Here is a 22,602-nt window from a genome sequence, read left to right as displayed (position 1 = left end):
CTAAGAGCGTGTTCAAAGTCTCTGCGCGGGTGTGTGGGCGCGGCCTCGGGCGGTCTGCTGCGTTGCAAATCCTCGCGATACCGCCAGGTATCGCTGCGGTTTGCGCCTTGCAGCCCATCCCGATCCGCATTCCACACCCCTCACGCTGAGGCTTTGAACACGCTCTAAGCGCCAAGACTTGGCAAAGTTTTAGCAAGCCCGGTTGATCGTCACTGATGCCAGATCCAGCCAGCGCTGTGCGGCTGCTTGCAAAGTGACCACTTCCCCGCTGGCCAGCAGATTCAGGCTACCAGACGGTGCTGACGTGTCCTGACGGGAGTCACCTGAATCACGCAGCAAGCCTGTGGCGTACAGCAAACGCGCCGCTTGGCGGGCCACGGGCACACCCGCATCGATCAGCGTAACGCCGGGGCCGACCCGCTCTTCGATCAAATGGCGCACCAGCGGGTAATGGGTGCAGCCCAGCACCACGGTATCAGTGGCCCCAGCATCGGGGCCGAGCGGTCCCAGCGCAGCCAGGTAAGCATCCAACAAGGTGGCGACGACCGTCTCATTGTCAGACAGCGCAGCGGCCTCGATGGCCGCAGCCAGCCCGTCGCAAGCCACTTCTGTGCTGCTGATGTGGGGCATGTCGCGCGCCACGGTTTGTTTGAGGGCGGCGTATTTGGCGCTGGACAAGGTGGCGCGTGTGGCCAGCACGCCCACGTGCGCAGTTTGGGTGCGTTGCGCCGCAGGTTTGAGGGCAGGCTCCAGTGCCACCACGGGCCAGCCTGGGTGCGCCTTGCGCAAGGCTTGTACGCCAGCGGCGGTGGCGCTGTTGCAGGCCACCACCAGCAGTTTCACGCCATAGGTTTGGCGCAAATGTTCACCAATGGCGATGGTGCGTTGGGCGATGAACTCCGTGCTGCGCTCGCCATAGGGGGTGTGGGCGCTGTCGGCCAGATAAACAAAGTCTTCTGCGGGCAAGGCGGTGCGCAAGGCTTGCAGCACCGACAGGCCACCAATGCCGCTGTCGAACACGCCAATCGGCGCATCCGGCTGTGGCGAGCGAAAGGACGTGGGCGTCAAGCCGTGGCCACCGTCACGCCTTTGAATTCGCCACTGGCGATGCGCTTTTGCCATTCGGCCGGGCCGGTGATGTGGGCGCTGGTGCCGCCCGCGTCTACCGCCACGGTGACCGGCATGTCCACCACGTCAAATTCGTAAATGGCTTCCATCCCCAAGTCTTCAAAGCCGACCACCTTGGCGGTCTTGATGGCCTTGCTGACCAGGTAGGCCGCGCCGCCCACGGCCATCAGGTAGGCGCTCTTGTGCTTTTTGATCGCATCGATGGCGGTAGGGCCACGCTCAGCCTTGCCGATCATGGCGATCAGGCCGGTCTGGGCCAGCATCATGTCGGTGACCTTGTCCATGCGGGTCGAGGTGGTGGGGCCAGCAGGGCCGACGGCTTCGTCCTTGACCGGGTCGACCGGACCGACGTAGTAGATGACGCGGTTGGTGAACTGAACCGGCAGCTTCTGCCCTGAAGCCAGCATGTCCTGGATGCGCTTGTGCGCGGCATCGCGGCCGGTGAGCATCTTGCCGTTGAGCAACAGGGTTTGGCCAGGTTTCCAACTGGCGACTTCTTCTTTGGTCAGCTTGTTCAAATCGACGCGCTGGCTTTTCTCGGTATCCGGCGTCCAGTCCACCTTGGGCCACAGATCGAGCGATGGCGGATCGAGGTAGACCGGGCCACTGCCATCCATCACAAAGTGGGCATGCCGCGTGGCGGCGCAGTTGGGGATCATGGCCACCGGCTTGCTGGCCGCGTGTGTGGGGTACATGGCGATCTTCACGTCCAGCACTGTGGTCAGCCCGCCCAGGCCCTGCGCGCCGATTCCTAAGGCGTTCACCTTGTCGAACAGCTCCAGGCGCAAATCTTCAAGCTGCGTGAGCTTTTCACCTTTGGCCGATTTGGCCTGCAATTCGTACATATCCAGATCGTCCATCAGGCTCTGCTTGGCCAACAGCACGGCTTTTTCGGCCGTGCCGCCAATGCCGATGCCCAACATGCCGGGCGGACACCAGCCCGCGCCCATGGTGGGCACCGTTTTCAGCACCCAGTCGACCAGGTTGTCGCTGGGGTTGAGCATGACCATCTTGCTTTTGTTTTCACTGCCACCGCCCTTGGCGGCCACCGTGATGTCCAGCGCGTTGCCAGGCACGATTTCAGTGACGATGACGGCGGGCGTGTTGTCCCTGGTGTTCTTGCGGGCAAACTGTGGATCGGCCACCACACTGGCGCGCAAGGTGTTGTCGGGGTGGTTGTAGCCACGGCGCACGCCTTCGTTGATGGCGTCGTCCAGACTGCCTTTGAAGCCCTCAAAGCGCACGTCCATGCCCACTTTCAGGAACACGTTGACGATGCCGGTGTCTTGACAAATGGGACGGTGGCCAAAGGCGCTCATCTTGCTGTTGGTGAGGATCTGCGCCATCGCATCTTTGGCAGCAGGTGACTGTTCACGCTCGTAGGCGCGTGCCAGGTGCTGAATGTAGTCAGCCGGGTGGTAATAGCTGATGTACTGCAAGGCAGCGGCAATGGATTCGATCAAATCGTTTTGGCGAATGGTGGTCATGTCGTGGGTTCCTTGGGATTGATTTAAAGATGGGAATCAATCGCATCCGAGTTATGCTTGGTGTTTTTGGCGTACTGGACTCGTATTGAATGGACCGTACGCCTCCGACATTTTGACAGCGGAGCCGCCCTCACCATGACCACCCGTACCGAACGCGACACTTTTGGCCCCATCGAGGTGCCCTCTGACCGCCTGTGGGGCGCGCAAACGCAGCGCTCGTTGCAAAACTTTGACATCTCGGGAGAGAAGCAACCGCGTGAAGTCATCAGGGCGCTGGCGCAGGTCAAACGCGCATCGGCCGCCGTCAACCATGCGCTGGGCTTGCTGGACGCCAAGAAAAAAGACGCTATCGTGACCGCCGCGCAAGAGGTCATTGACGAGCAGCACCCGGATGAATTTCCGCTGGTGGTGTGGCAAACCGGCTCGGGCACGCAGAGCAACATGAACATGAACGAGGTTATCGCCAACCGTGCCAGCGAACTGCTGGGCGGCGAGCGGGGCGAGGCGCGCCTGGTGCATCCCAATGACGACGTGAACAAAAGCCAGTCCAGCAACGACGTATTTCCCACCGCCGCGCACGTGGCCGCCGTCGATGCGCTGACGCACAAACTGCTGCCCGCCATCGACCTGCTCAAGACCACCTTGGCGAAGAAGGCGAAAGAGTTTGAGGGTATTGTCAAGATCGGCCGCACCCACCTGCAAGATGCGACGCCGCTTACCTTGGGGCAGGAAATCTCTGGCTGGGTGGCGCAGCTTGAACATGGCCAACAGCATGTGCAGCAAGCGCTGCCGCACTTGTGCGAGCTGGCGCTGGGCGGCACCGCCGTGGGCACCGGGTTGAATGCCCCCAAGGGCTATGCCGAAGCCGTGGCCAAAGAGCTGGCCCGCATCACCGGCCTGCCGTTCGTTACCGCGCCCAACAAGTTCGAGGCCTTGGCCTCGCAGGATGCGCTGGTCAATGCCCACGGTGCGCTTAAAGCATTGGCGGCCAGCCTGACCAAAATAGCCAACGACGTGCGTTGGCTGGCCAGCGGCCCACGCAGCGGCATTGGCGAGATCAGCATCCCTGAAAACGAGCCAGGCTCATCCATCATGCCCGGCAAGGTGAATCCCACGCAAAGCGAGGCCGTCACCATGCTGGCCGCGCAAGTCATGGGCAACGACGTAGCGATCAACATCGGCGGCATGTCCGGCAACTTCGAGCTGAACGTGTTTCGCCCCATGGTGGCGCACAATTTTCTGCAAAGCGTGCGTCTGCTGGCCGATGGCATGGTCAGCTTCAACAACAATTGCGCTGTGGGCATCGAACCCAACCGCGAGCGCATCACGGAGCTGGTGCAGCGCTCATTGATGCTGGTGACGGCGCTCAACCCCCATATCGGCTACGACAAGGCCGCCGCCATTGCCAAAAAAGCGCACAAGCAAGGCAGTAGCCTGCGGGAGGCAGCGATTGCTTCAGGCCACCTGACGGCTGAGCAGTTCGATGCTTGGGTGCGGCCGCAGGATATGGTGTAAATTGCTATGAATAGGGTAGCTTCCTGCGTTTGTTTTAATTGCGTTGAAGGCCGATTTAATGATTGAAATTTTGAGCCGAATCAAGCGCAATCAATGGTGCTTGGGCGCGGCGGCGTACATCAGCTTGTCGGTGTAGGCAATTGCCATGGCCGACAGCAAGAAAGTGATGTGGATGGCCGTTTGGGCGATCAACACCTTGTCGGTGTAGTTGCCTGCGTTGATAAAGGTCTTCAGCAGATGAATGGAGCTGATGCCGATGATCGACAGCGCCAGCTTCACCTTCAGCACCGAGGCGTTGACGTGGCTCAGCCATTCGGGCTGATCGGGGTGGCCTTCCAGTTCCAGGCGGCTGACGAAGGTTTCATAGCCACCGACGATGACCATGATGAGCAGGTTGGAGATCATCACCACGTCGATCAGCGCCAGCACCACCAGCATGATGATGGTTTCGTTCAGCGCCGTGACCGGCACGTCCGATTTGTAGCCAATACTGGTCACCAGTGCCTGCAACGCCCCTTGGTGGCCAAAGGCGGCCTCAACCAGATGCCACAGCTCCACCAGAAAGTGCACCACGTACACCGCTTGGGCCGCAATCAAGCCCAGGTACAGCGGCAGTTGCAGCCAGCGGCTGGCAAAAATGATGGCGGGCAGCGGACGCAGCGGGCGGAAAGAAGAAATAGGGTCGGAGGGCATGGCTTCGGCGGGGCAAACAAAAGCGCCTTGGTGGCGCAGGAGCACAGGATTTTAGTCAGTAACCCGTTTCGCCGTTGAACGCAAAGCCGCTAGAGTCAAGGGGTGCCGAGGCGGGGCTACGCCAGTCAGACCGCTGTAAGAGCGGGCCGGAATGATGCCCCTGCTGGGCCACGGGTGCGCAAGGCACATTCTGGCATGTGAATCAACAAATGAAGCAACAACGAAGGAGACAAAACCATGAGCGCCATTGAATCGGTTCTGGTTGAAAACCGCGTATTCCCCCCGAATGAGGCCACCGTGAAAGCTGCGCGCATTGGCGGCATGGATGCCTACAACGCGCTGTGCGCCGAGGCTGAGAAAGACTTCACCGGCTTTTGGGCCAGGCACGCCAAAGACAACCTGGTGTGGTCCAAACCTTTTACCCAGGTGCTGGACGAATCCGAAAAGCCGTTCTACAAATGGTTTGCCGATGGCGAGTTGAACGCCAGCGCCAACTGTCTGGACCGCCACATCGGCACCACGGTCGAGAACAAGACCGCCATTATTTTTGAGGCTGATGGCGGTGAAGTCAGCAAAGTCACCTACAAGGAACTGTTGGCGCGCGTGAGCCAGTTTGCCAATGGCTTGAAAGCCCACGGGGTCAAAAAAGGCGACCGCGTGCTGATTTACATGCCGATGACGGTGGAAGGCGTGATTGCCATGCAGGCGTGCGCGCGCATTGGCGCGACGCACAGCGTGGTGTTTGGCGGCTTTTCGGCCAAGGCGGTGCAAGAGCGCATTGCCGACGCCGGGGCTGTGGCGGTGATCACTGCCAACTACCAGATGCGCGGCGGCAAAGAGCTGCCGCTGAAAGCCATTGTTGACGAAGGCATTGGCATGGGCGGCTGTGAGTCGGTGAAGAACGTGTTCGTCTACGAACGCGTGACCACCCCCTGCAACATGGTGCCAGGCCGCGACAAGACTTTTGCCCAGATGCTGCAAGGCCAAAGCACCGAGTGTGCGCCCGAAGTGGTGAGCGCCGAACATCCGCTGTTCGTGTTGTACACCAGCGGCTCCACCGGCAAGCCCAAGGGTGTGCAGCACGCCACCGGCGGCTATCTGCTGTGGGCCAAGATGACCATGGACTGGACGTTTGACCTGAAGGACAGCGACGTCTTTTGGTGCACTGCGGACATCGGCTGGATCACTGGCCACACCTACGTGGCCTATGGCCCGCTGGCCGCTGGTGCCACACAAATCATTTTTGAAGGCGTGCCCACTTATCCCGATGCGGGCCGTTTCTGGCAAATGATTGAGCGCCACCAGTGCACCATCTTCTATACCGCGCCGACGGCCATTCGCTCGCTCATCAAGGCATCGGAAACCAATGAAAAGGTGCACCCGAAGAACTGGAACCTGTCCAGCCTGCGCATCATGGGCAGCGTGGGCGAGCCGATCAACCCAGAAGCCTGGATGTGGTACTACAAAAACGTGGGTGGCGAGCGCTGCCCCATCGTCGATACCTTCTGGCAAACCGAAACCGGTGGCCACATGATCACGCCGCTGCCGGGTGCCACGCCGCTGGTGCCAGGCTCGTGCACGCTGCCGCTACCAGGCATCATGACCGCCATTGTTGACGAGGCGGGCAACGATGTGCCCAACGGCGCGGGCGGTATCTTGGTGGTCAAAAAACCGTGGCCCAGCATGATCCGCACCATCTGGGGCGACCCAGAGCGCTTCAAGAAAAGCTACTTTCCTGAAGAGTTGAAAGGCTACTATCTGGCGGGCGACGGTGCTGTGCGCGATGCCGAGCGCGGCTACTTCCGCATCACGGGCCGCATTGATGACGTGTTGAATGTGTCCGGTCACCGCATGGGCACGATGGAGATTGAATCTGCCCTGGTGGCCAAGACCGACCTGGTGGCCGAGGCCGCGGTGGTGGGCCGCCCGGACGACACCACGGGCGAGGCCATTTGTGCCTTCGTGGTGCTCAAGCGCCCGCTGCCGCAGGGTGACGAGGCCAAGCAGATCGCCAAGGAACTGCGTGACTGGGTGGCCAAGGAAATCGGCCCCATCGCCAAGCCTAAAGACATTCGTTTTGGCGAGAATCTGCCCAAAACCCGCTCGGGCAAGATCATGCGCCGCCTGTTGCGCAGCCTGGCCAAGGGCGAACAAATCACGCAAGACACCAGTACGCTGGAGAACCCGGCCATTCTGACGCAGTTGGATCAGACTTATTAATATTGACGAAAATCAAGTATTCACCTACATTATCTGGGTGAATATCTGTTTTGCTATTTTTAATCTCATAAAAAAAGCCCGCAGCAGCGGGCTTTTTGCGAGAGCGTGCAGCAGCTTACTTGAGCGACAGCACCCAGGCGGCGAGTTTTTTCGCCTCGTCGGCACTCACGTTGGCATTCGGAGGCATGGGCACTGGACCCCAAACGCCCGAACTGCCCTTTTGGATGGCGGTGGCCAAAGTGGCTTCGGCATCAGCTTTGCCAGCAAACTTTTTGGCCACGTCCTTGTAGGCGGGGCCAACCACTTTTTTGTCGACTGAATGGCAGGCCATACAGTTTTTGGCCTTGGCCAAGGCTTCGTCGGCCATGGCTGGAGCCGCAGCGACGGCACCCAAGGCAGCAACGGTGAACAATACGTTTTTCATCATGACAATGTTTCCTCGTGGTGGTGGTGATGAATAATCGAGATTTCCCAACTCCAACGCCATTGTAGGCTTCACGGTTGACCGAATATCAGCGATAGTTGTCCAAAGGCTACAAAGTTAAAACATGTATTTACTTGGATTAGGAATCATTCTTTTATTGCTCAAGTGGCAGCAGATTGGCCCAGTGGCCGATTGGTCGTGGTGGTGGGTGCTGGCCCCGTTTGCGGGGGCGATTCTGTGGTGGGCTTGGGCCGACTGGTCGGGCTATACCAAGCGCAAGGCCATGGAACGCGATGATGTGCGCAAGCTGGAGCGCGTCAACCGCCACCTCGAAGCGATTGGTGCCAAGCCCAAGACGTCATTGTCCGCCAACCGCCGTCGTCGTTGAAAAGACCGACATGACCATGCTGTCAAAGCGCATCCAGTGTGCGCATGCGCACTGACAGCCCATCTTTGATGGCTTTTAAAGCAGCGCAAAAGCCACCTGCAACCTGATAGGAGCGAGATGCCCCATCAGGTGCTCACTGCGATTGGCGGGTGATGGAGGCGGGCCGTTAAAAGTTATCCAGCACCGCACCCTTGCTGGCGCTGGCGGCGTTGAAGGCGAACTTGGCTTGCACGCCGCGGGTGTAACGCGGTGCGGGTGCTTGCCAGGCGGCGCGGCGCTGGGCCAGTTCAGGCTCTGACACGTTCAGCTCCAGCAGCAATTGGTGCGCGTCGATGGTGATCGAATCACCTTCGTGCACCAGGGCGATGTTGCCACCCGCTGCCGCTTCAGGGGCCACGTGACCAACCACCATGCCCCAGGTGCCGCCGGAAAAGCGTCCGTCGGTAATCAGGCCCACGCTTTCACCCAGGCCCGCGCCAATCAGTGCGCCGGTGGGGGCCAGCATTTCGGGCATGCCGGGGCCACCCTTGGGGCCGAGGTAGCGCAGCACCATCACATCACCGGCCTTGATCTTGCCGTCCAAAATGGCTTGCAGGGCCGACTGTTCGTCGTCGAACACACGCGCTGGGCCGGTGATGACGGGATTCTTCAGCCCGGTGATTTTGGCCACCGAGCCTTCGGGGCTGAGGTTGCCCTTGAGGATGGCCAGGTGACCTTGCTTGTACATGGGTTTGTCGATGGGGCGGATCACATCTTGATCGGCGCGGGGGGCGTCGGGCACGTCCTTCAGCGTCTCGGCAATGGTTTTGCCAGTGATGGTCATGCAGTCGCCGTGCAGCAGGCCCGCGTTCAGCAGCATTTTCATCACCTGTGGAATACCACCAGCGGCGTGCAAATCCACCGCCAGGTATTTGCCGCTTGGCTTGAGGTCGCAAATCACGGGCACCTTCTTGCGCATGCGCTCGAAGTCGTCAATGGTCCATTCCACCTCGGCGGCGTGGGCGATGGCCAGAAAGTGCAGCACCGCGTTGGTCGATCCGCCCGTGGCCATGATCACGGCCACAGCGTTTTCCAGCGCCTTTTTGGTCACGATGTCGCGCGGCTTCAGGTCTTTTTTGATGGCCTCGATCAGCACTTTGGCTGATTCTTTGGCTGAGTTTTGCTTCTCGTCGTGCGGATTGGCCATGGTGCTGGAATAAGGCAGGCTCATACCCAGCGCCTCGAACGCGCTGGACATGGTGTTGGCCGTGTACATGCCGCCGCACGAGCCAGTTCCGGGGATGGCGTGCTGCTCAATTTCTTTCAGGTCGCCATCGCTCAGTTTGCCGGCGGCGTTCTGGCCCACGGCCTCGAACACGCTGACGATGTTCAAATCCTGCCCGCGCCATTTACCCGGCAAGATGGTGCCGCCATAGACATAGATCGACGGCACGTTGGCGCGCAGCATGCCCATCATGCCGCCGGGCATGTTTTTGTCGCAGCCGCCGATGACCACCACGCCGTCCATCCACTGGCCTTGCACGCAGGTTTCGATGCAGTCGCTGATCACCTCGCGGCTGACCAGGCTGTACTTCATGCCCTCGGTGCCCATCGACATGCCGTCGCTGATGGTCGGTGTGCCAAACACCTGCGCGTTGCCGCCCGCCGCCTCAATGCCCGCAATGGCCGCATCGGCCAGCTTTTGCAGGCCGCTGTTGCAGGGCGTGATGGTGCTGTGACCGTTGGCCACGCCGACCATGGGTTTTTTGAAGTCCGCTTCCTGGTAGCCCATGCCGTAGTACATGGATCGGTTGGAAGCACGCGCCTTGCCTTCGGTGATGTTGGCGCTGCGGCGGTTGATCTTGATCGTCTTGGTGTCCATCGTTTTGTCTCTTGCAGTCGTGGGAAAGCCAGCATTGTCGCGCCGTCGAATGATTCTTTCCAATCTTCTTTTAAGCATTCATTGATATGCTTGATGAATGATTGAACCGGGTATTGACCTGCGCACCTGGCGGCAGTTTCTGGCCGTGGCCGAAGAATTGCACTTTGGTCGCGCGGCCCAGCGCCTGGCCATGACGCAGCCACCCGTCACCCAGGCCATTATCCGGCTGGAGCGCGCACTGGGCGTGCGCCTGTTCGATCGTACGCGCCGCCGTGTGGCGCTGACCCCGGCGGGGTCGGCTTTGGTGCCGGAAGTGCGCACGCTGCTGGTGCAGGCGCAGGCTTTGCCGCAACGCGCACGCGCCGCAGCCTTGGGCGAGGTGGGGCGGGTGCGGCTGGCTTTTGTGTCTACTGCCGGGTTCGAGCAGGTGCCCGCCTGGGTGGGTGCCTTTCGCGCGCACAGCCCCGGCGTCACGCTGGAGCTGGTAGAAGCCACAGGTGACGTGCAATTGCAAGCCTTGGCACGCCACGAAATCGACGCCGGGCTGATGTTGCACGCCCCCGGTGCGGCCCCGCCCGGGCTGGCGCGCTCGGCCGTGGGGGCCGAGCCGATGGTGCTGGCCTTGCCCGCACAGCACCCGCTGGCACAAGCGTGGCGGCTGACGCTGGCTGCGGTGCTGCGCGAGCCGCTGGTGATTTTTCCGCGCCGCATCGTCCCCTCGCTGCACGATGCGATCATGGCGATGTACCAAGCCGCCGGGCAGGTACCGCGCGTGGCGCAAGAAGCCATTCAGATGCAGACCATCGTCAACCTGGTGGCCGGGGGGCTGGGCCTGGCCTGGGTGCCCGCCAGCGTCATGCAGTTCAGGCGCGAAGGCGTGGTGTATCGGGCAGGTGCAGCAGTGCGCCCCGCGCCATCTGCGTCGTGGCCTTGGTGCGAAACCAGTTTGATCTGGTCAGCCGAAAACCCCTTGCCCGCGCTGGCACGCTTTGTGGATTTTGTGCGCGGACAGATGGCGGCAGATTGAAGATGTGTCGATGGCCCAAGTCCGAAACCTAACAGGCGTTATTCGACGGCCTTGGCATCGAGAAAACTCTACGTAAGACAACGGCTTGGACGGCCTCTTTTTCGGCGGTATGGCGCCACCCTGAAACCTCACTCTATGTTCTGCACCTGCTCACGAATCTGCTCGATCAGCACTTTCATGTCGACCGAGATGCGGCTGAGATCGAGGCTGGGCGATTTTGCCCCCAGCGTGTTGGCTTCGCGGTGCAGCTCTTGAATCAGAAAATCCAGGCGTTTGCCGATCTCGCCACCTTTGGCGAGTACAGCTTCGATTTCGTCCAGATGGGCGTTCAGGCGCCCCAGCTCTTCAGCCACGTCGACCCGCAGGGCAAAAGCCGTGGCTTCGGCTAGGGCGCGATCTTGGGCGGCCTCAGTGGACACGCTGGCGTCGCTGCTGCCCAGCGCCTCAGCCCAGCGGGTGAGAAAGCGCTGTTTTTGGGCTTGCACTGCCTGCGGAATGATCGGCTCGGCATCGCGCGCCAATTGGCGCAGCTGCGTCAGGCGCTCGCGCAAAAGCTGAGCCAAGCGTTCGCCTTCGCGCGCGCGCGCCTGCATGAAATCGGTCAGCACGTTTTCGACCAACGGCATCAGGCTGTCACCCAGGGCAGTGTTGCCGTCAGATGCTTCGGTCGCAGACAGCCGCAGCGCGTCCGCGGTGGACAGTGCCGCAGCATCCGGCAGCCAGACCCGCACCTGGTCTTGCAGCGAAGCCAGTCGCTGCAACATGCGGGCAGAAGGATCGGCCAAGGACGCCGCATCGCGCCCGGCAATCGCCACGCGCAATTCCACCTTGCCGCGTTTGAGCCGTTTGCCCAGCAGGGTGCGCAAGGCGGGCTCGTGTTGGCGAAGTTCGTCGGGCAGGCGAAAGGCCAGATCGAGAAAGCGGCTGTTGACCGAGCGCAGCTCCACCGCCAGCCGGGTATGCGCAATCTTCCACGCTGAGCCTTCTGCCGTGCTGGTGGGGGCGGCTTGTTGACCGCTGGCGTAGCCGGTCATACTGTAAACTGACATATTAATTTTTCCAGAGCAAACGTGATGCTGGCGGGGGTGCTTGGGGCAGTGCCCAAGCGCGTCAATCCCAGTGCCAAAAACAATCCCAAATTATGTCAAAGCTCAAGCCAGCACCCCTGCCGCCAGACACGGTGATTGGTGGCTACCGTGTCGTGCGCAAGCTGTCGGCGGGTGGTTTTGGCGTGGTTTATTTGGCCATTGACAAGGATGGACAGCAAGTTGCCATCAAGGAGTATCTGCCTTCGGCGCTAACGCTGCGTGCGCCGGGCGAGCTGGTGCCGCAGGTGGCCCCGGAAAAGCTGTCGCTGTATCGCCTGGGGTTACGCAGCTTTTTTGAAGAAGGCCGTTCGCTGGCGCAGATTTCGCACCCGTCGGTGGTCAGCGTGCTGAACTTCTTCCGCCAGAACGAAACCGTTTACATGGTGATGAACTGCCTGGAAGGGGCGACCTTGCAGGACTTCATCGTCACCGCGCGCGAACTGAAGGCCGAGAAGATATTCCGTGAATCCACCATTCGGTCGCTGTTTGACGAGATTTTGCGCGGACTGCGCATCGTGCACCAGCACAAGATGCTGCACCTGGATTTGAAGCCCGCCAACATCTTTATCACCGACGAAAACCGCGCCGTCATGCTGGACTTTGGCGCGGCGCGCGAGGTGCTGAATAAAGAAGGCAACTTCACACGCCCCATGTACACGCCGGGCTTTGCCGCCCCCGAGATGTACCGGCGCGATGCCACCATGGGGCCGTGGACCGATATTTACGCCATTGGGGCCTGCATTTTTTCGTGCATGCAAGGCTATCCGCCCAACGACGCGCCGCAGCGCCTGGAAAAAGATCGCCTGTCGCTGTCGCTCACGCGCATGCGGGGCGTTTACTCAGACAACCTGATCGAAGTGGTGGAGTGGTGCATGTCGCTTGATCCACTGTCGCGCCCGCAGTCGGTGTTTGCCTTGCAAAAAGAACTCAGCCGCGAGGGCGAGCGCCAATACACCAAGCTCACCGTGGGCGAGCGTGTGCGCTTGCAGTTCGACAACATGATCGCCGACACCAAAAAAGGCATCAAGCGGGTGACGCGCTTTGGTGGTCTGCGCAAGTAAATCAAGCAGTCAATAGACAGAAAAAAGCGGTAAAGGCAATGCAATGAAGTTTTCGGTGTTTCAACTCAGCCGACGCGGTGGCCGCGAGAAGAACGAAGACCGCATGGGTTACTGCTACACGCGAGAGGCGGGTTTGTTCGTGCTGGCCGACGGCATGGGCGGGCACCCCGATGGCGAAGTGGCCGCGCAGATCGCCATTCAGACCATGTCGGCGGTGTTTCAGCGCGACGCCAAAGCCAAGCTGGACGATCCGGCCAAGTTTCTTTCGGCCGCGCTGATGGCCGCGCACCATGAAATCATTCGCTACGCCAGCGAGCGGGCCATGCTCGACACGCCACGCACCACGCTAGTGGCCGGTGTGCTGCAAGAAGGCGAGCTGCACTGGGTGCACTGCGGTGATTCGCGCCTGTACGTGGTGCGCGATGAGGAGCTGGTCACCCGCACGCGCGACCATTCCTATGCCGAGGTGCAGGCCAATGCCGGGGTGTCGATTGAAGGGGTCAATCGCAACGTGCTGTTCACCTGCCTGGGGTCGACCATACGTCCCATGTTTGACGTCGCAGGGCCGCTCAAGCTGGAAGATGGCGACAGGGTGCTGTTGTGCTCTGATGGCTTGTGGAGCAGTGTCGAAGATGAAGAAATAGTGCGCGTGCTGGGCGCGGCACCCGTGGCCGAAGCGGTGCCTGAGCTGGTCGATCATGCGCTGGAGGTGGCGGGTGACCAGTCCGACAACGTCACCGTGCTGGCCATGGAATGGGAGACGCCCATCGATGCCGCGTTTGAGGCCAGTGGATTTACCGAGACCTGGGCCATGAGCGATGACGTATTCGCCTCTACCATTCAGGGCGGTGGCATCGACCCGCTGCTGGAAGAGTTGGACGAGGACGCCATTGAGCGCTCCATCGCCGAGATCAACGAGGCCATCCAGCGCACCGCAACCAAAAAGAACTGATAAAAGAACACAGCGCCACGTTTTGTGGCCCTGCCCATCCAAATCGAACGCGGCGTGCAGCCGCGTTTTGCATTCAACACGAGAGCTTTCATGACATCTTCTTCCACGCCCACTACCGCGCCAGTCCTGCGCACCGGCCGTTTGCCCGACCAGTTGCGTCCCGTGCGCATCACGCGCCGCTACACCATGCATGCCGAAGGCGCGGTGCTGGTCGAGTTTGGCCACACCAAAGTGCTGTGCACCGCGTCGGTCGAAGAAAAAGTACCGCCACACCAGCGCGGCAGCGGCCAAGGCTGGGTGACGGCCGAATACGGCATGCTGCCGCGCGCCACCCATACCCGCGGCAATCGCGAGGCCGCGCGCGGCAAGCAAAGCGGCCGCACGCAGGAAATTCAGCGCCTGATAGGCCGCAGCCTGCGCGCTGTGTTTGATTTGCGCCAACTGGGCGAGCGCACCATTCACCTCGATTGCGACGTCTTGCAAGCCGACGGCGGCACGCGCACAGCCAGCATCACCGGCGCTTTTGTGGCCGCGCAAGATGCGGTGAACTGGCTATTGGCGCAGGGGCTGGTGGACAACTCGCCGATCACCCACCCGGTGGCGGCCATCTCGGTCGGTATCGTGGGTGGCGTGCCGATGCTGGACCTGGACTACGCCGAAGACTCCTCCTGCGACACCGACATGAACGTGGTCATGACCGGCGCAGGCCATTTTGTCGAGGTGCAGGGCACTGCGGAGGGCGCGGCCTTTAGCCGCGCAGAGATGGATCAACTGCTGGGCCTGGCCGAAAAAGGCATCGGCGAGCTGATTGCGTTGCAACGTGAATCGCTTCAAAAACAATAGCTTAATGTGCTTGATGAATAAGCAATAAAGTCTAAAAACATCATGAAGATTGTGCTGGCATCCAACAATGCAGGCAAACTGCAAGAGCTGCAAGCCATGCTGGCCCCGCTGAAGTTTGAGCTGGTGCGTCAGGCCGATCTGGGCATTACCGAGGCTAAGGAGCCTTTTCGCACCTTTGTCGAAAACGCGCTGGCCAAAGCGCGCCATGCCGCACGCCACACCGGCTTGCCTGCGCTGGCCGACGATGCGGGCCTGTGCGTCGATGCTTTTGACGGCCAGCCGGGGGTGGACACCGCGTATTACGCCACTCGGTTTGGCTACGAAAAGGGCGACACCAACAATGTGCGCGCCCTGCTGGAGCAGATGCAAGGCACAGTCAACCGCCGCGCCGCCCTGGTCAGCACCCTGGTGGCTTTGCGCAGCGCTGATGATCCCGAACCCTTGATCGCCGTGGGCCGCGTGCAGGGCGAAATTACCCACGCGCCGCGCGGCAGCGGCGGCTTTGGGTTTGATCCGGTGATGTTTATGCCCGAGCTGGGCCGCACCTTTGCCGAGCTGGCGCCAGAGCAAAAAAACGCGCACAGCCACCGTGGCCGCGCCACGGTGCAAATGCTGGAGCTGATGCGCCAGCGCTGGCTGTGACTTTCATAGCGAGTCGACCCGAGTGCCCGCCAACGATCTCACGCACAACGATCCCGCCCACTACATGCGCGCAGGCACATTGCACCTGCCTGCGCTGCCCCCGCTGTCGCTGTACGTGCACCTGCCGTGGTGCCTGAAAAAGTGCCCGTATTGCGACTTCAACTCGCACGAACGGCGCGCGGGCACAGACGCTACCGCGCAACAAGCGTTGTACGTCGATGCGCTGCTGGCTGACCTGGAAGCCAGTCTGCCGCTGGTGTGGGGGCGGCCCGTGCACAGCGTGTTCATGGGCGGCGGCACGCCCAGTCTGTTTGAACCGGAGGCGATTGATCGGCTGATCTCTGGCGTGCGCGCCCGCGTGCCGCTGGCACCGGATTGCGAGATCACGCTGGAGGCCAATCCCGGCACTTTTGAGCGCGAGCGCTTTGCCGCATTTCGCGCGGCAGGTGTCACGCGACTGTCGATTGGCGTACAAAGTTTTAATGATCGTTTTTTGCACGCCATTGGCCGCGTGCACGATGGCGCGCAGGCACGCGCCGCTGTGGCCGAGGCCGCACGCAGCTTTGACACCTTCAACCTCGATCTGATGTACGCCTTGCCTGGACAGACTTTGAGCGATCTGGTGCAAGACCTGCGCACTGCCCTGGCGTTTGAGCCACCGCACCTGTCGGTTTACCACCTGACGATTGAGCCGAACACGGTGTTTGCCAAGTTTCCACCCCAAGTCCCCGAGGACGATGTGGCCTGGGACATGCTGGATCAGATCACGGCGTTGACTGCATCAGCCCAGTTGGCGCGTTACGAAGTGTCGGCTTACGCCCGCGCAGGCCATCGCTGTGTGCACAACCTGAACTACTGGCGCTTTGGCGACTATCTGGGCATTGGTGCGGGCGCGCACGGCAAGCTCAGTTTTGCGCACCGCATCGTGCGCCAGCAGCGGCATCGTCAGCCCGAGGTGTACATGAGCAAGGCGCTGACCGGTCAGGCCGTGGCGCAAGCGCACGAAGTGGCGCGGCGCGACTTGCCGTTTGAATACATGCTGAATGCGCTGCGCCTGAAAGAAGGCTTTACGCTGGCGCATTACATGGAAGTCACCGGCATGCCGCCCAGCAGCCTGCAAGCGCCGCTGCAACAGGCTGAACAATCGGGCTGGTTGGTGCAGGACGGTACGACGTGGCGACCAACAACGCGAGGGTTTGATTTTTTGAGCGACGTGCAGACGCTGTTTTTGCCGCCCGGCTAAAAACCGGAGGATCAAACCGCATCCAGCCGGTCAGGGGCATGAAAGCCCGCTGCGACTACCAGCCGTTGCAACAAAGGCTGCCACTGCGTGTCGATGTCGATCAAGCCCATCTGGCTGCCATCCATGAAGCCGCTTTGCACGCTGTGGCTCGCCAGGGCTGACAAGGCGTTGTAATACCCGTCTTGATTAAGCAGGCCCAGCGGTTTGTCGTGGTAGCCCAACTGACGCCAAGTCCAGGTCTCGAACAGTTCTTCAAACGTGCCAATGCCGCCGGGCAGGGCCAAGAAGGCATCGGCCCGCTCGGCCATCAGGCGCTTGCGTTCGTGCATGGTGTCGACCACCATCAGCTCGGTGCAGTCGGCATAAGCATGCTCGCGCTCGACCAGTGTGCGCGGAATCACGCCCACCACACGTCCGCCCGCCGCCAGTGTGGTACTGGCTACCACACCCATCAGGCCATTGCGTCCGCCGCCATACACCAGTTGGCCGCCAAGGCGACCAATCCACTGGCCGACTTGCGCGGCCGTCTCGGCAAAAGCAGGATCGGCACCGGGGCGGGAGCCGCAGTACACGCAGATTGAAAACGTTGGGTCTGGCATGGCTGGATGGGATGGGTTCAGGGAAGTGTTTTTGGGTATTGGGCATTTGCAGCGAAACCCATGAGGGCATTGGCCGCTGGGCGAAATATGCGCCTGAATACGGATTGAGGATACCCCAGCTGTTCCTTGTCGTTGACGGGCAGCCATGTTCAGTTGATGCGACAGCATGTGCGTCGCACTGGTCAAAAACCGCATCCAGCTGCTCGCACGCAGGTATAGTGCCCCGACCATGAATACACCTTTGTTGCAACGCACTGTCTTTTTGCTGCTGCTGGGCGCGATCACGTTCGCATTTTTTTGGGTGCTGACACCTTTTGCTGGCGCCGTGCTGTGGGCCATGACACTGGCCATGCTGTTCAATCCGCTGTACCAGCGCTTGCGCCAGCGCCTGGGTGGGCGTGCCAACGTGGCGGCGTTGCTGGTGATGGGGCTGTGTCTGGTGATCGTGATCATCCCGCTGATCGTGATTGGTGTGAACCTGGCGCAGGAAGTGACCAACTTTGCCCAGCGCGTGCGCTCTGGCACGTTTGATTTCCGCAGCTATTACCAGCACATTCTGGCGGCGGTGCCCAGTTGGGTGATGGACTGGCTGGACCGCGTGGGCGTGGGCAATATCGAAAGCCTGCTCAACAAGCTGTACGCGGGCTTGACGCAGGCCGGGCAACGGCTGGCGTCCAGCGCGCTGGAGCTTGGGCAGAACACCTTGCAGTTCGTGGTGGTGTTTGGGGTGATGCTGTACCTGCTGTTCTTTTTCTTGCGCGATGGGGTGGCGCTGGCACGCATGGTGCGCGAGGCGTTTCCCATGTCGCGCTCGCACACGGCGTACTTGATGGCCAAGTTTTCCACCGTGGTGCGGGCTACGGTGAAGGGCAATATTCTGGTGGCGGTGGTGCAAGGTTTTTTAGGCGGCTTTGCTTTTTGGGTGCTCGACATTTCAGGGGCCGTGTTCTGGGGCGCGATCATGGCGTTTTTGTCGTTGCTGCCCGCCGTGGGTGCCGCCCTGGTGTGGGGGCCGGTGGCCATTTACCTGTTCAGCACCGGGGCCTTTGGGCCAGGGGCGATGCTGACTTTTTGGGGCGTGGTGGTGATTGGCATGTCGGACAACGTGCTGCGCCCGATTCTGGTCGGCAAGGAAACCAGAATGCCCGACTATCTGGTGCTCATTTCCACCCTGGGCGGCATGTCGCTGATGGGCATCAACGGCTTTGTGATCGGGCCGACAATTGCTGCCATGTTCATCGCCTGCTGGGCGTTGTTCCAGCGCGGCAGTGCGGCGCGCAGGCGCTTGCCTGTGGTGTTGGCACAGAAGCTGCCAGAGATTGAGCCTGCTTCAGATGAAGACACTTCAGGCTACTTGCCCACGCAGCCGATGCTATCGGCTGAAGATGAACGGGCTGGTGTGATGCATCAGCCGGATTCCGGCGCTTCAGACAAATCTTGACTTAAACCAGCACGCGCTCGATGCCGCCCGCATTGGCGCGGTCGACGTAATGGCGCATCCAGTTCTCTCCCAGCAACTGGCGCGCCATTTCGATGACGATGTAGTCGGCCTCCAGCAAACCGTTGTCCAGATCGCCTTGGTAGCGCATCAGCCCTTGTAGGCAACTGGGGCAACTGGTCAAGATTTTGACGTTGGCCTGTTCGCCTACCGCACCCGAGGCACGCAGTTCGGTCGCGCCTTGGCGAATTTCTTCTTCCTTGCGAAAGCGCACCTGGGTGGAAATGTCGGGCCGCGTCACGCCCAGTGTGCCGCTTTCGCCACAGCAGCGGTTGCTTTTGAGCACTTGCTCGCCCACCAGGGCCTTGACGGTTTTGGTCGAGTCTTGCTGTTTCATCGGGTTGTGGCAAGGCTCATGGTAGAGGTACGCGCCTTGCTGATCGCCTTGCAGGCGGATGTCTTTTTCCAGCAGATATTCGTGGATGTCGATGATGCGGCTACCTGGAAAAATCTGGTCAAACCGGTAGTCCGAAATCTGGTCGTAGCAGGTGCCGCAGCTCACCACCACGGTTTTGATGTCGAGGTAGTTGAGCGTGTTGGCCACGCGGTGCAGCAGCACGCGGTTGTCGGTGATCATCTTTTCGGCCACGTCGAACTGGCCCGAGCCGCGCTGCGGGTAGCCGCAGCATACATAGCCCGGCGGCAGCACGGTTTGCACGCCCGCGTGCCACAGCATGGCCTGCGTGGCCAGCCCGACCTGGCTGAACAGCCGCTCTGAACCGCAGCCGGGAAAGTAAAACACCGCTTCGGTGTCGGCGTTGGTGCGCTGGGGGTCGCGGATGACGGGCACGTAGGCGCGGTCTTCAATGTCCAGCAGCGCGCGCGCGGTTTTGGTGGGCAGGCCACCAGGCAGTTTCTTGTTGACGAAGTGAATCACCTCTTCGCGCAGCGGCGGCTTGCCCACTGTGGCAGGCGGCTGCTGCGTTTGCTTGCGGCCTGTCACTTTGAAAAAGTCCACCGCTGCGCGCTGGGCTTTGAAGGCCACGCCGGTCATGACTGCGCGCGTGGCGTTGATGACGCGCGGGTCGGTGGCGTTTAAAAAGAACATGCTGGCCGCGTTGCCGGGGCTGAAGCTCTTTTGGCCCATTTTGCGCAGCAGGTTGCGCATGTTCATGGTCACGTCGCCAAAGTCGATCTTGACCGGGCAGGGCGACAGGCAGCGATGGCACACCGTGCAGTGCGCGGCCACGTCTTCAAATTCTTCCCAGTGCTTGATCGAAATGCCGCGGCGCGTTTGCTCTTCATAAAGAAAAGCCTCGATCAACAACGAGGTGGCCAAAATCTTGTTGCGCGGGCTGTACAGCAGGTTGGCGCGCGGCACATGGGTTGAGCACTCGGGCTTGCACTTGCCGCAGCGCAGGCAGTCTTTCACGCTGTCGGCAATGGCACCGATATCGCTTTGCTGCATGATCAGCGATTCGTGCCCCATCAGCCCGAAGCTGGGTGTGTAGGCATTGGTCAAATCGGCTGTCATCGCATGTTGATTTGGCGCTGACAGCTCTGAATTTCGGAGTAATTTGCCACGGTTGAAGTGCCCCCGCGGATCCACGCGCTGCTTGTAGGCGGCAAACGGGGCCAACTCTTCGTCGGTGAGGTATTGCAGCTTGGTGATGCCAATGCCGTGCTCGCCCGAGATCACGCCCCCTAAGCTGCGCGCCAGCACCATGATGCGGTCTACGGCTTCGTGCGCGGTGCGCAGCATGGCGTAGTTGTCGCTGTTGACGGGGATGTTGGTGTGTACGTTGCCATCACCCGCATGCATGTGCAGCGCCACCCACACGCGGCCTTTGAGCACGCGCTGGTGGATGGCGGTCACCTCGTCCATTAAAGGCGTGAAGGCGCTGCCGCCAAAGATGCCAGCCAAGGGCGTGCGGATTTGCGTTTTCCAACTGGCGCGCAGGCGGTGGTCTTGCAACTGCGGCAAGAAGGTGGCCACGTTGTCCAGCCAGTCTTGCCATAGCGCACGTGCTCCGCGCACCACGGCCAGGGCCTGCTCGACACGTTCGGCCAGAAGCTCTGGCGATGGTGGGTCGGCTCCGTCCTCGGGCTTGCCCAGCGGCAGGTGGCTGTTTTGAAAAAAGGCTTCCAGTGCGTTGGACAGATCAATTTTGTTGCGCAGACTCAGCTCGATGTTGATGCGCTCGATGCCGTCGGTGTATTCGGCCATGCGCGGCAGCGGGATCACCACGTCCTCGTTGATCTTGAAGGCGTTGGTGTGGCGGCTGATGGCGGCGGTTTTTTTGCGGTCGGCCCAGAATTTTTTGCGTGCATCGGCACTGACGGCGGTAAAGCCTTCGCCCGCGCGCGAATTGGCCATGCGCACCACCTCGCTGGCAGCGCGCGCCACGGCGTCGGGGTCGTCACCGGCAATGTCGCCAATCAGCACCATCTTCGGAAAACCGCCGCGCCTGGATTTGGTGGTGTAGCCCACGGCGCGCAGATAGCGGTCGTCCAGATGTTCCAGACCGGCCAGCAAGGTGCCGGTGCGTGCCTGTTCAGCGAACATGAAGTCCTTGATCTCGACGATGCTGGGCACCGCGTCTTTGGCATGGCCAAAGAATTCCAGGCACACGGTGCGGGTGTGCTCGGGCATGCGGTGCAGCACCCAGCGCGCGCTGGTAATCAGGCCGTCGCAGCCTTCTTTTTGCACGCCGGGCAGGCCGGCCAGAAACTTGTCGGTCACGTCCTTGCCCAAGCCTTCTTTGCGGAAGGTGCTGCCGGGAATGTCGAGCCGTTCGGTTTTCAGCAGTGTCTGGCCGCTGGCGTCAAAGGTTTTCAGCTCAAAGCTGGCCACTTCGGCGTCGTGGATCTTGCCTAGGTTGTGGTTCAGCCGCGTGACTTCCAGCCACTGGGCGTCTGGCGAGACCATGCGCCAACTGACCAGGTTGTCCAGCGCTGTACCCCACAGCACGGCTTTTTTGCCGCCCGCGTTCATGGCGATGTTGCCGCCGATGCAACTGGCCTCGGCGCTGGTCGGGTCACAGGCAAACACCAGTCCGGCGCTTTCAGCCGCGTCGGCCACGCGTTGGGTGACCACCCCCGCTTCGGTGTGGATGGTGGGCACTTCGCGTTCTACGCCGGGCAGGGGCACATGCTCCACGGCACCCAGTGTGATGAGCTTTTCGGTGTTGATGACCGCTGTTTTCCAGTCCAGCGGAATCGCGCCGCCGGTGTAGCCAGTGCCGCCGCCGCGCGGGATGATGGTCAGGCCCAGATCGATACAGGCTTTGACCAGGCCAGCCATCTCGGCCTCGGTATCGGGGGTCAGCACGACCAGCGGAAATTCGACCCGCCAATCAGTGGCGTCGGTCACGTGGCTGACGCGCGACAGGCCATCGAACTTGATGTTGTCCTTGTGTGTGTGTGCGCCCAGCACGTGTGCGGCGCGGCGGCGCAGCGCGGTCACTTTGTCGAAGCTGCGGTTAAACGCGGCCACCACGCGTTGCGCAGCCACCAGCAACTCGCCCACCAAAGTATCGCGCGTGGGGTCGTCTTGCGGCGTGCGGCGCTTTTCAATCTCGGCCAGGCGGTGACGCAACGCCTGCACCAGTTGGGCGCGACGCTTGGGGTTGTCCAGCAAGTCGTCTTGCAGGTAGGGGTTGCGGCGCACCACCCAGATGTCGCCCAGCACTTCGTACAGCATGCGTGATGAGCGGCCCGTGTGGCGCTCGCCGCGCAGCAGCGTGAGCACTTCCCAGGCGCGCGCGCCCAGCAGCCGCAGCACGATCTCGCGGTCGGAAAAGCTGGTGTAGTTGTACGGAATCTCGCGCAGGCGGGGTGCCGGGTCGGCGGCCGCCAGCAGATGGTTCAACGTGGCAGGTGCATTCATTCGTGGTTTTTTGCGTTCAGCGCGGCGTGCCCTGTGGCCCAGAGTGCCAGCGCCAGTGCTTTTTAGACCGGGCGGCAATTTTACTGCGCCGCAGCAAATGTCTG

General features: G+C 61.2%; 18 protein-coding genes. 10 read left to right on the top strand and 8 right to left on the bottom strand.

What is annotated here, in order from left to right; genetic code table 11:
• Nucleotides 1–189: 189 nt before the first annotated feature.
• Together murI and ACK5NW_RS09745 are read right to left on the bottom strand one after the other, a co-directional pair.
• On the bottom strand, nucleotides 190–1,068 hold the full coding sequence (gene murI / locus ACK5NW_RS09750; protein ID WP_416927489.1) for a glutamate racemase: 879 nt from the start codon (nucleotides 1,066–1,068) through the stop codon (nucleotides 190–192).
• Nucleotides 1,065–2,615, bottom strand: a complete 1,551-nt coding sequence (locus ACK5NW_RS09745; protein WP_416927487.1) for a fumarate hydratase — start codon at nucleotides 2,613–2,615, stop codon at nucleotides 1,065–1,067. Before ACK5NW_RS09745 ends, murI begins: the two co-directional genes overlap by 4 nt.
• Nucleotides 2,616–2,750: 135 nt before the next feature.
• Between ACK5NW_RS09745 and fumC the strand changes: the two genes are divergently transcribed.
• The gene (gene fumC, locus ACK5NW_RS09740; protein ID WP_416927485.1) at nucleotides 2,751–4,130 is read left to right on the top strand and encodes a class II fumarate hydratase; all 1,380 of its coding nucleotides are present in this window, start codon (nucleotides 2,751–2,753) and stop codon (nucleotides 4,128–4,130) included.
• A 90-nt stretch (nucleotides 4,131–4,220) separates the two neighbouring features.
• Here fumC and ACK5NW_RS09735 read toward each other — a convergent pair whose 3' ends face one another.
• On the bottom strand, nucleotides 4,221–4,823 hold the full coding sequence (locus tag ACK5NW_RS09735) for a TIGR00645 family protein (RefSeq protein WP_416927483.1): 603 nt from the start codon (nucleotides 4,821–4,823) through the stop codon (nucleotides 4,221–4,223).
• Between the two features lie 237 nt (nucleotides 4,824–5,060).
• Here ACK5NW_RS09735 and acs point away from each other — a divergent pair, with 237 nt between their 5' ends.
• Nucleotides 5,061–7,043, top strand: a complete 1,983-nt coding sequence (acs, locus tag ACK5NW_RS09730; protein ID WP_416927481.1) for an acetate--CoA ligase — start codon at nucleotides 5,061–5,063, stop codon at nucleotides 7,041–7,043.
• Nucleotides 7,044–7,158: 115 nt separating this feature from the next.
• Here acs and ACK5NW_RS09725 read toward each other — a convergent pair whose 3' ends face one another.
• Nucleotides 7,159–7,467 carry a c-type cytochrome gene (locus ACK5NW_RS09725; protein ID WP_416927495.1) on the bottom strand — a complete coding sequence of 103 codons (309 nt, stop codon included), beginning with the start codon at nucleotides 7,465–7,467 and terminating at the stop codon, nucleotides 7,159–7,161.
• A 124-nt stretch (nucleotides 7,468–7,591) separates the two neighbouring features.
• Between ACK5NW_RS09725 and ACK5NW_RS09720 the strand changes: the two genes are divergently transcribed.
• A complete protein-coding gene (locus ACK5NW_RS09720) occupies nucleotides 7,592–7,855 on the top strand; it encodes a TIGR04438 family Trp-rich protein (RefSeq protein ID WP_416927479.1) in 264 nt (87 codons plus the stop codon).
• Between the two features lie 166 nt (nucleotides 7,856–8,021).
• On the opposite strand, the gene ilvD is transcribed toward ACK5NW_RS09720, so the two are convergent.
• Nucleotides 8,022–9,716 (bottom strand): dihydroxy-acid dehydratase, encoded by a 1,695-nt coding sequence (ilvD, locus tag ACK5NW_RS09715; protein ID WP_416927477.1) that lies wholly within the window; start codon nucleotides 9,714–9,716, stop codon nucleotides 8,022–8,024.
• A gap of 97 nt (nucleotides 9,717–9,813) precedes the next feature.
• Here ilvD and ACK5NW_RS09710 point away from each other — a divergent pair, with 97 nt between their 5' ends.
• A complete protein-coding gene (locus ACK5NW_RS09710) occupies nucleotides 9,814–10,743 on the top strand; it encodes a LysR family transcriptional regulator (protein WP_416927475.1) in 930 nt (309 codons plus the stop codon).
• Between the two features lie 128 nt (nucleotides 10,744–10,871).
• Here the strand turns inward: ACK5NW_RS09710 and ACK5NW_RS09705 are convergent, their stop codons facing one another.
• Nucleotides 10,872–11,792 (bottom strand): YicC/YloC family endoribonuclease, encoded by a 921-nt coding sequence (locus tag ACK5NW_RS09705; protein WP_416927473.1) that lies wholly within the window; start codon nucleotides 11,790–11,792, stop codon nucleotides 10,872–10,874.
• Nucleotides 11,793–11,884: 92 nt separating this feature from the next.
• On the opposite strand from ACK5NW_RS09705, the gene ACK5NW_RS09700 reads away from it, so the two are divergent.
• The 5 genes from ACK5NW_RS09700 (at nucleotide 11,885) to hemW (ending at nucleotide 16,572) form a co-directional block, all read left to right on the top strand.
• Nucleotides 11,885–12,892 (top strand): serine/threonine protein kinase, encoded by a 1,008-nt coding sequence (locus tag ACK5NW_RS09700; protein ID WP_416927471.1) that lies wholly within the window; start codon nucleotides 11,885–11,887, stop codon nucleotides 12,890–12,892.
• Nucleotides 12,893–12,935: 43 nt separating this feature from the next.
• On the top strand, nucleotides 12,936–13,844 hold the full coding sequence (locus ACK5NW_RS09695; RefSeq protein WP_416927469.1) for a PP2C family protein-serine/threonine phosphatase: 909 nt from the start codon (nucleotides 12,936–12,938) through the stop codon (nucleotides 13,842–13,844).
• A gap of 90 nt (nucleotides 13,845–13,934) precedes the next feature.
• Nucleotides 13,935–14,687 (top strand): ribonuclease PH, encoded by a 753-nt coding sequence (rph, locus tag ACK5NW_RS09690; protein ID WP_416927467.1) that lies wholly within the window; start codon nucleotides 13,935–13,937, stop codon nucleotides 14,685–14,687.
• A gap of 42 nt (nucleotides 14,688–14,729) precedes the next feature.
• Entirely contained in the window at nucleotides 14,730–15,329 is a 600-nt protein-coding gene (rdgB, locus tag ACK5NW_RS09685; protein WP_416927465.1) for an RdgB/HAM1 family non-canonical purine NTP pyrophosphatase, read from the top strand.
• A gap of 64 nt (nucleotides 15,330–15,393) precedes the next feature.
• Complete coding sequence (hemW, locus tag ACK5NW_RS09680; protein WP_416927493.1) at nucleotides 15,394–16,572, top strand: radical SAM family heme chaperone HemW; 1,179 nt, start codon at nucleotides 15,394–15,396, stop codon at nucleotides 16,570–16,572.
• 11 nt (nucleotides 16,573–16,583) lie between these two features.
• Here the strand turns inward: hemW and ACK5NW_RS09675 are convergent, their stop codons facing one another.
• Nucleotides 16,584–17,171, bottom strand: coding sequence for a TIGR00730 family Rossman fold protein (locus tag ACK5NW_RS09675; protein ID WP_416927463.1), 588 nt, complete (start codon nucleotides 17,169–17,171; stop codon nucleotides 16,584–16,586).
• A 229-nt stretch (nucleotides 17,172–17,400) separates the two neighbouring features.
• Between ACK5NW_RS09675 and ACK5NW_RS09670 the strand changes: the two genes are divergently transcribed.
• The gene (locus tag ACK5NW_RS09670; protein ID WP_416927461.1) at nucleotides 17,401–18,612 is read left to right on the top strand and encodes an AI-2E family transporter; all 1,212 of its coding nucleotides are present in this window, start codon (nucleotides 17,401–17,403) and stop codon (nucleotides 18,610–18,612) included.
• A 1-nt stretch (nucleotide 18,613) separates the two neighbouring features.
• Here the strand turns inward: ACK5NW_RS09670 and ACK5NW_RS09665 are convergent, their stop codons facing one another.
• A complete protein-coding gene (locus ACK5NW_RS09665) occupies nucleotides 18,614–22,498 on the bottom strand; it encodes a DUF3683 domain-containing protein (RefSeq protein ID WP_416927459.1) in 3,885 nt (1,294 codons plus the stop codon).
• Nucleotides 22,499–22,602: the final 104 nt, after the last annotated feature.

Source organism: Ottowia sp. (assembly GCF_047975795.1).
Taxonomy (GTDB): Bacteria; Pseudomonadota; Gammaproteobacteria; order Burkholderiales; family Burkholderiaceae_C; genus Ottowia.
This window is presented reverse-complemented; position numbering and strand designations above follow the sequence as displayed.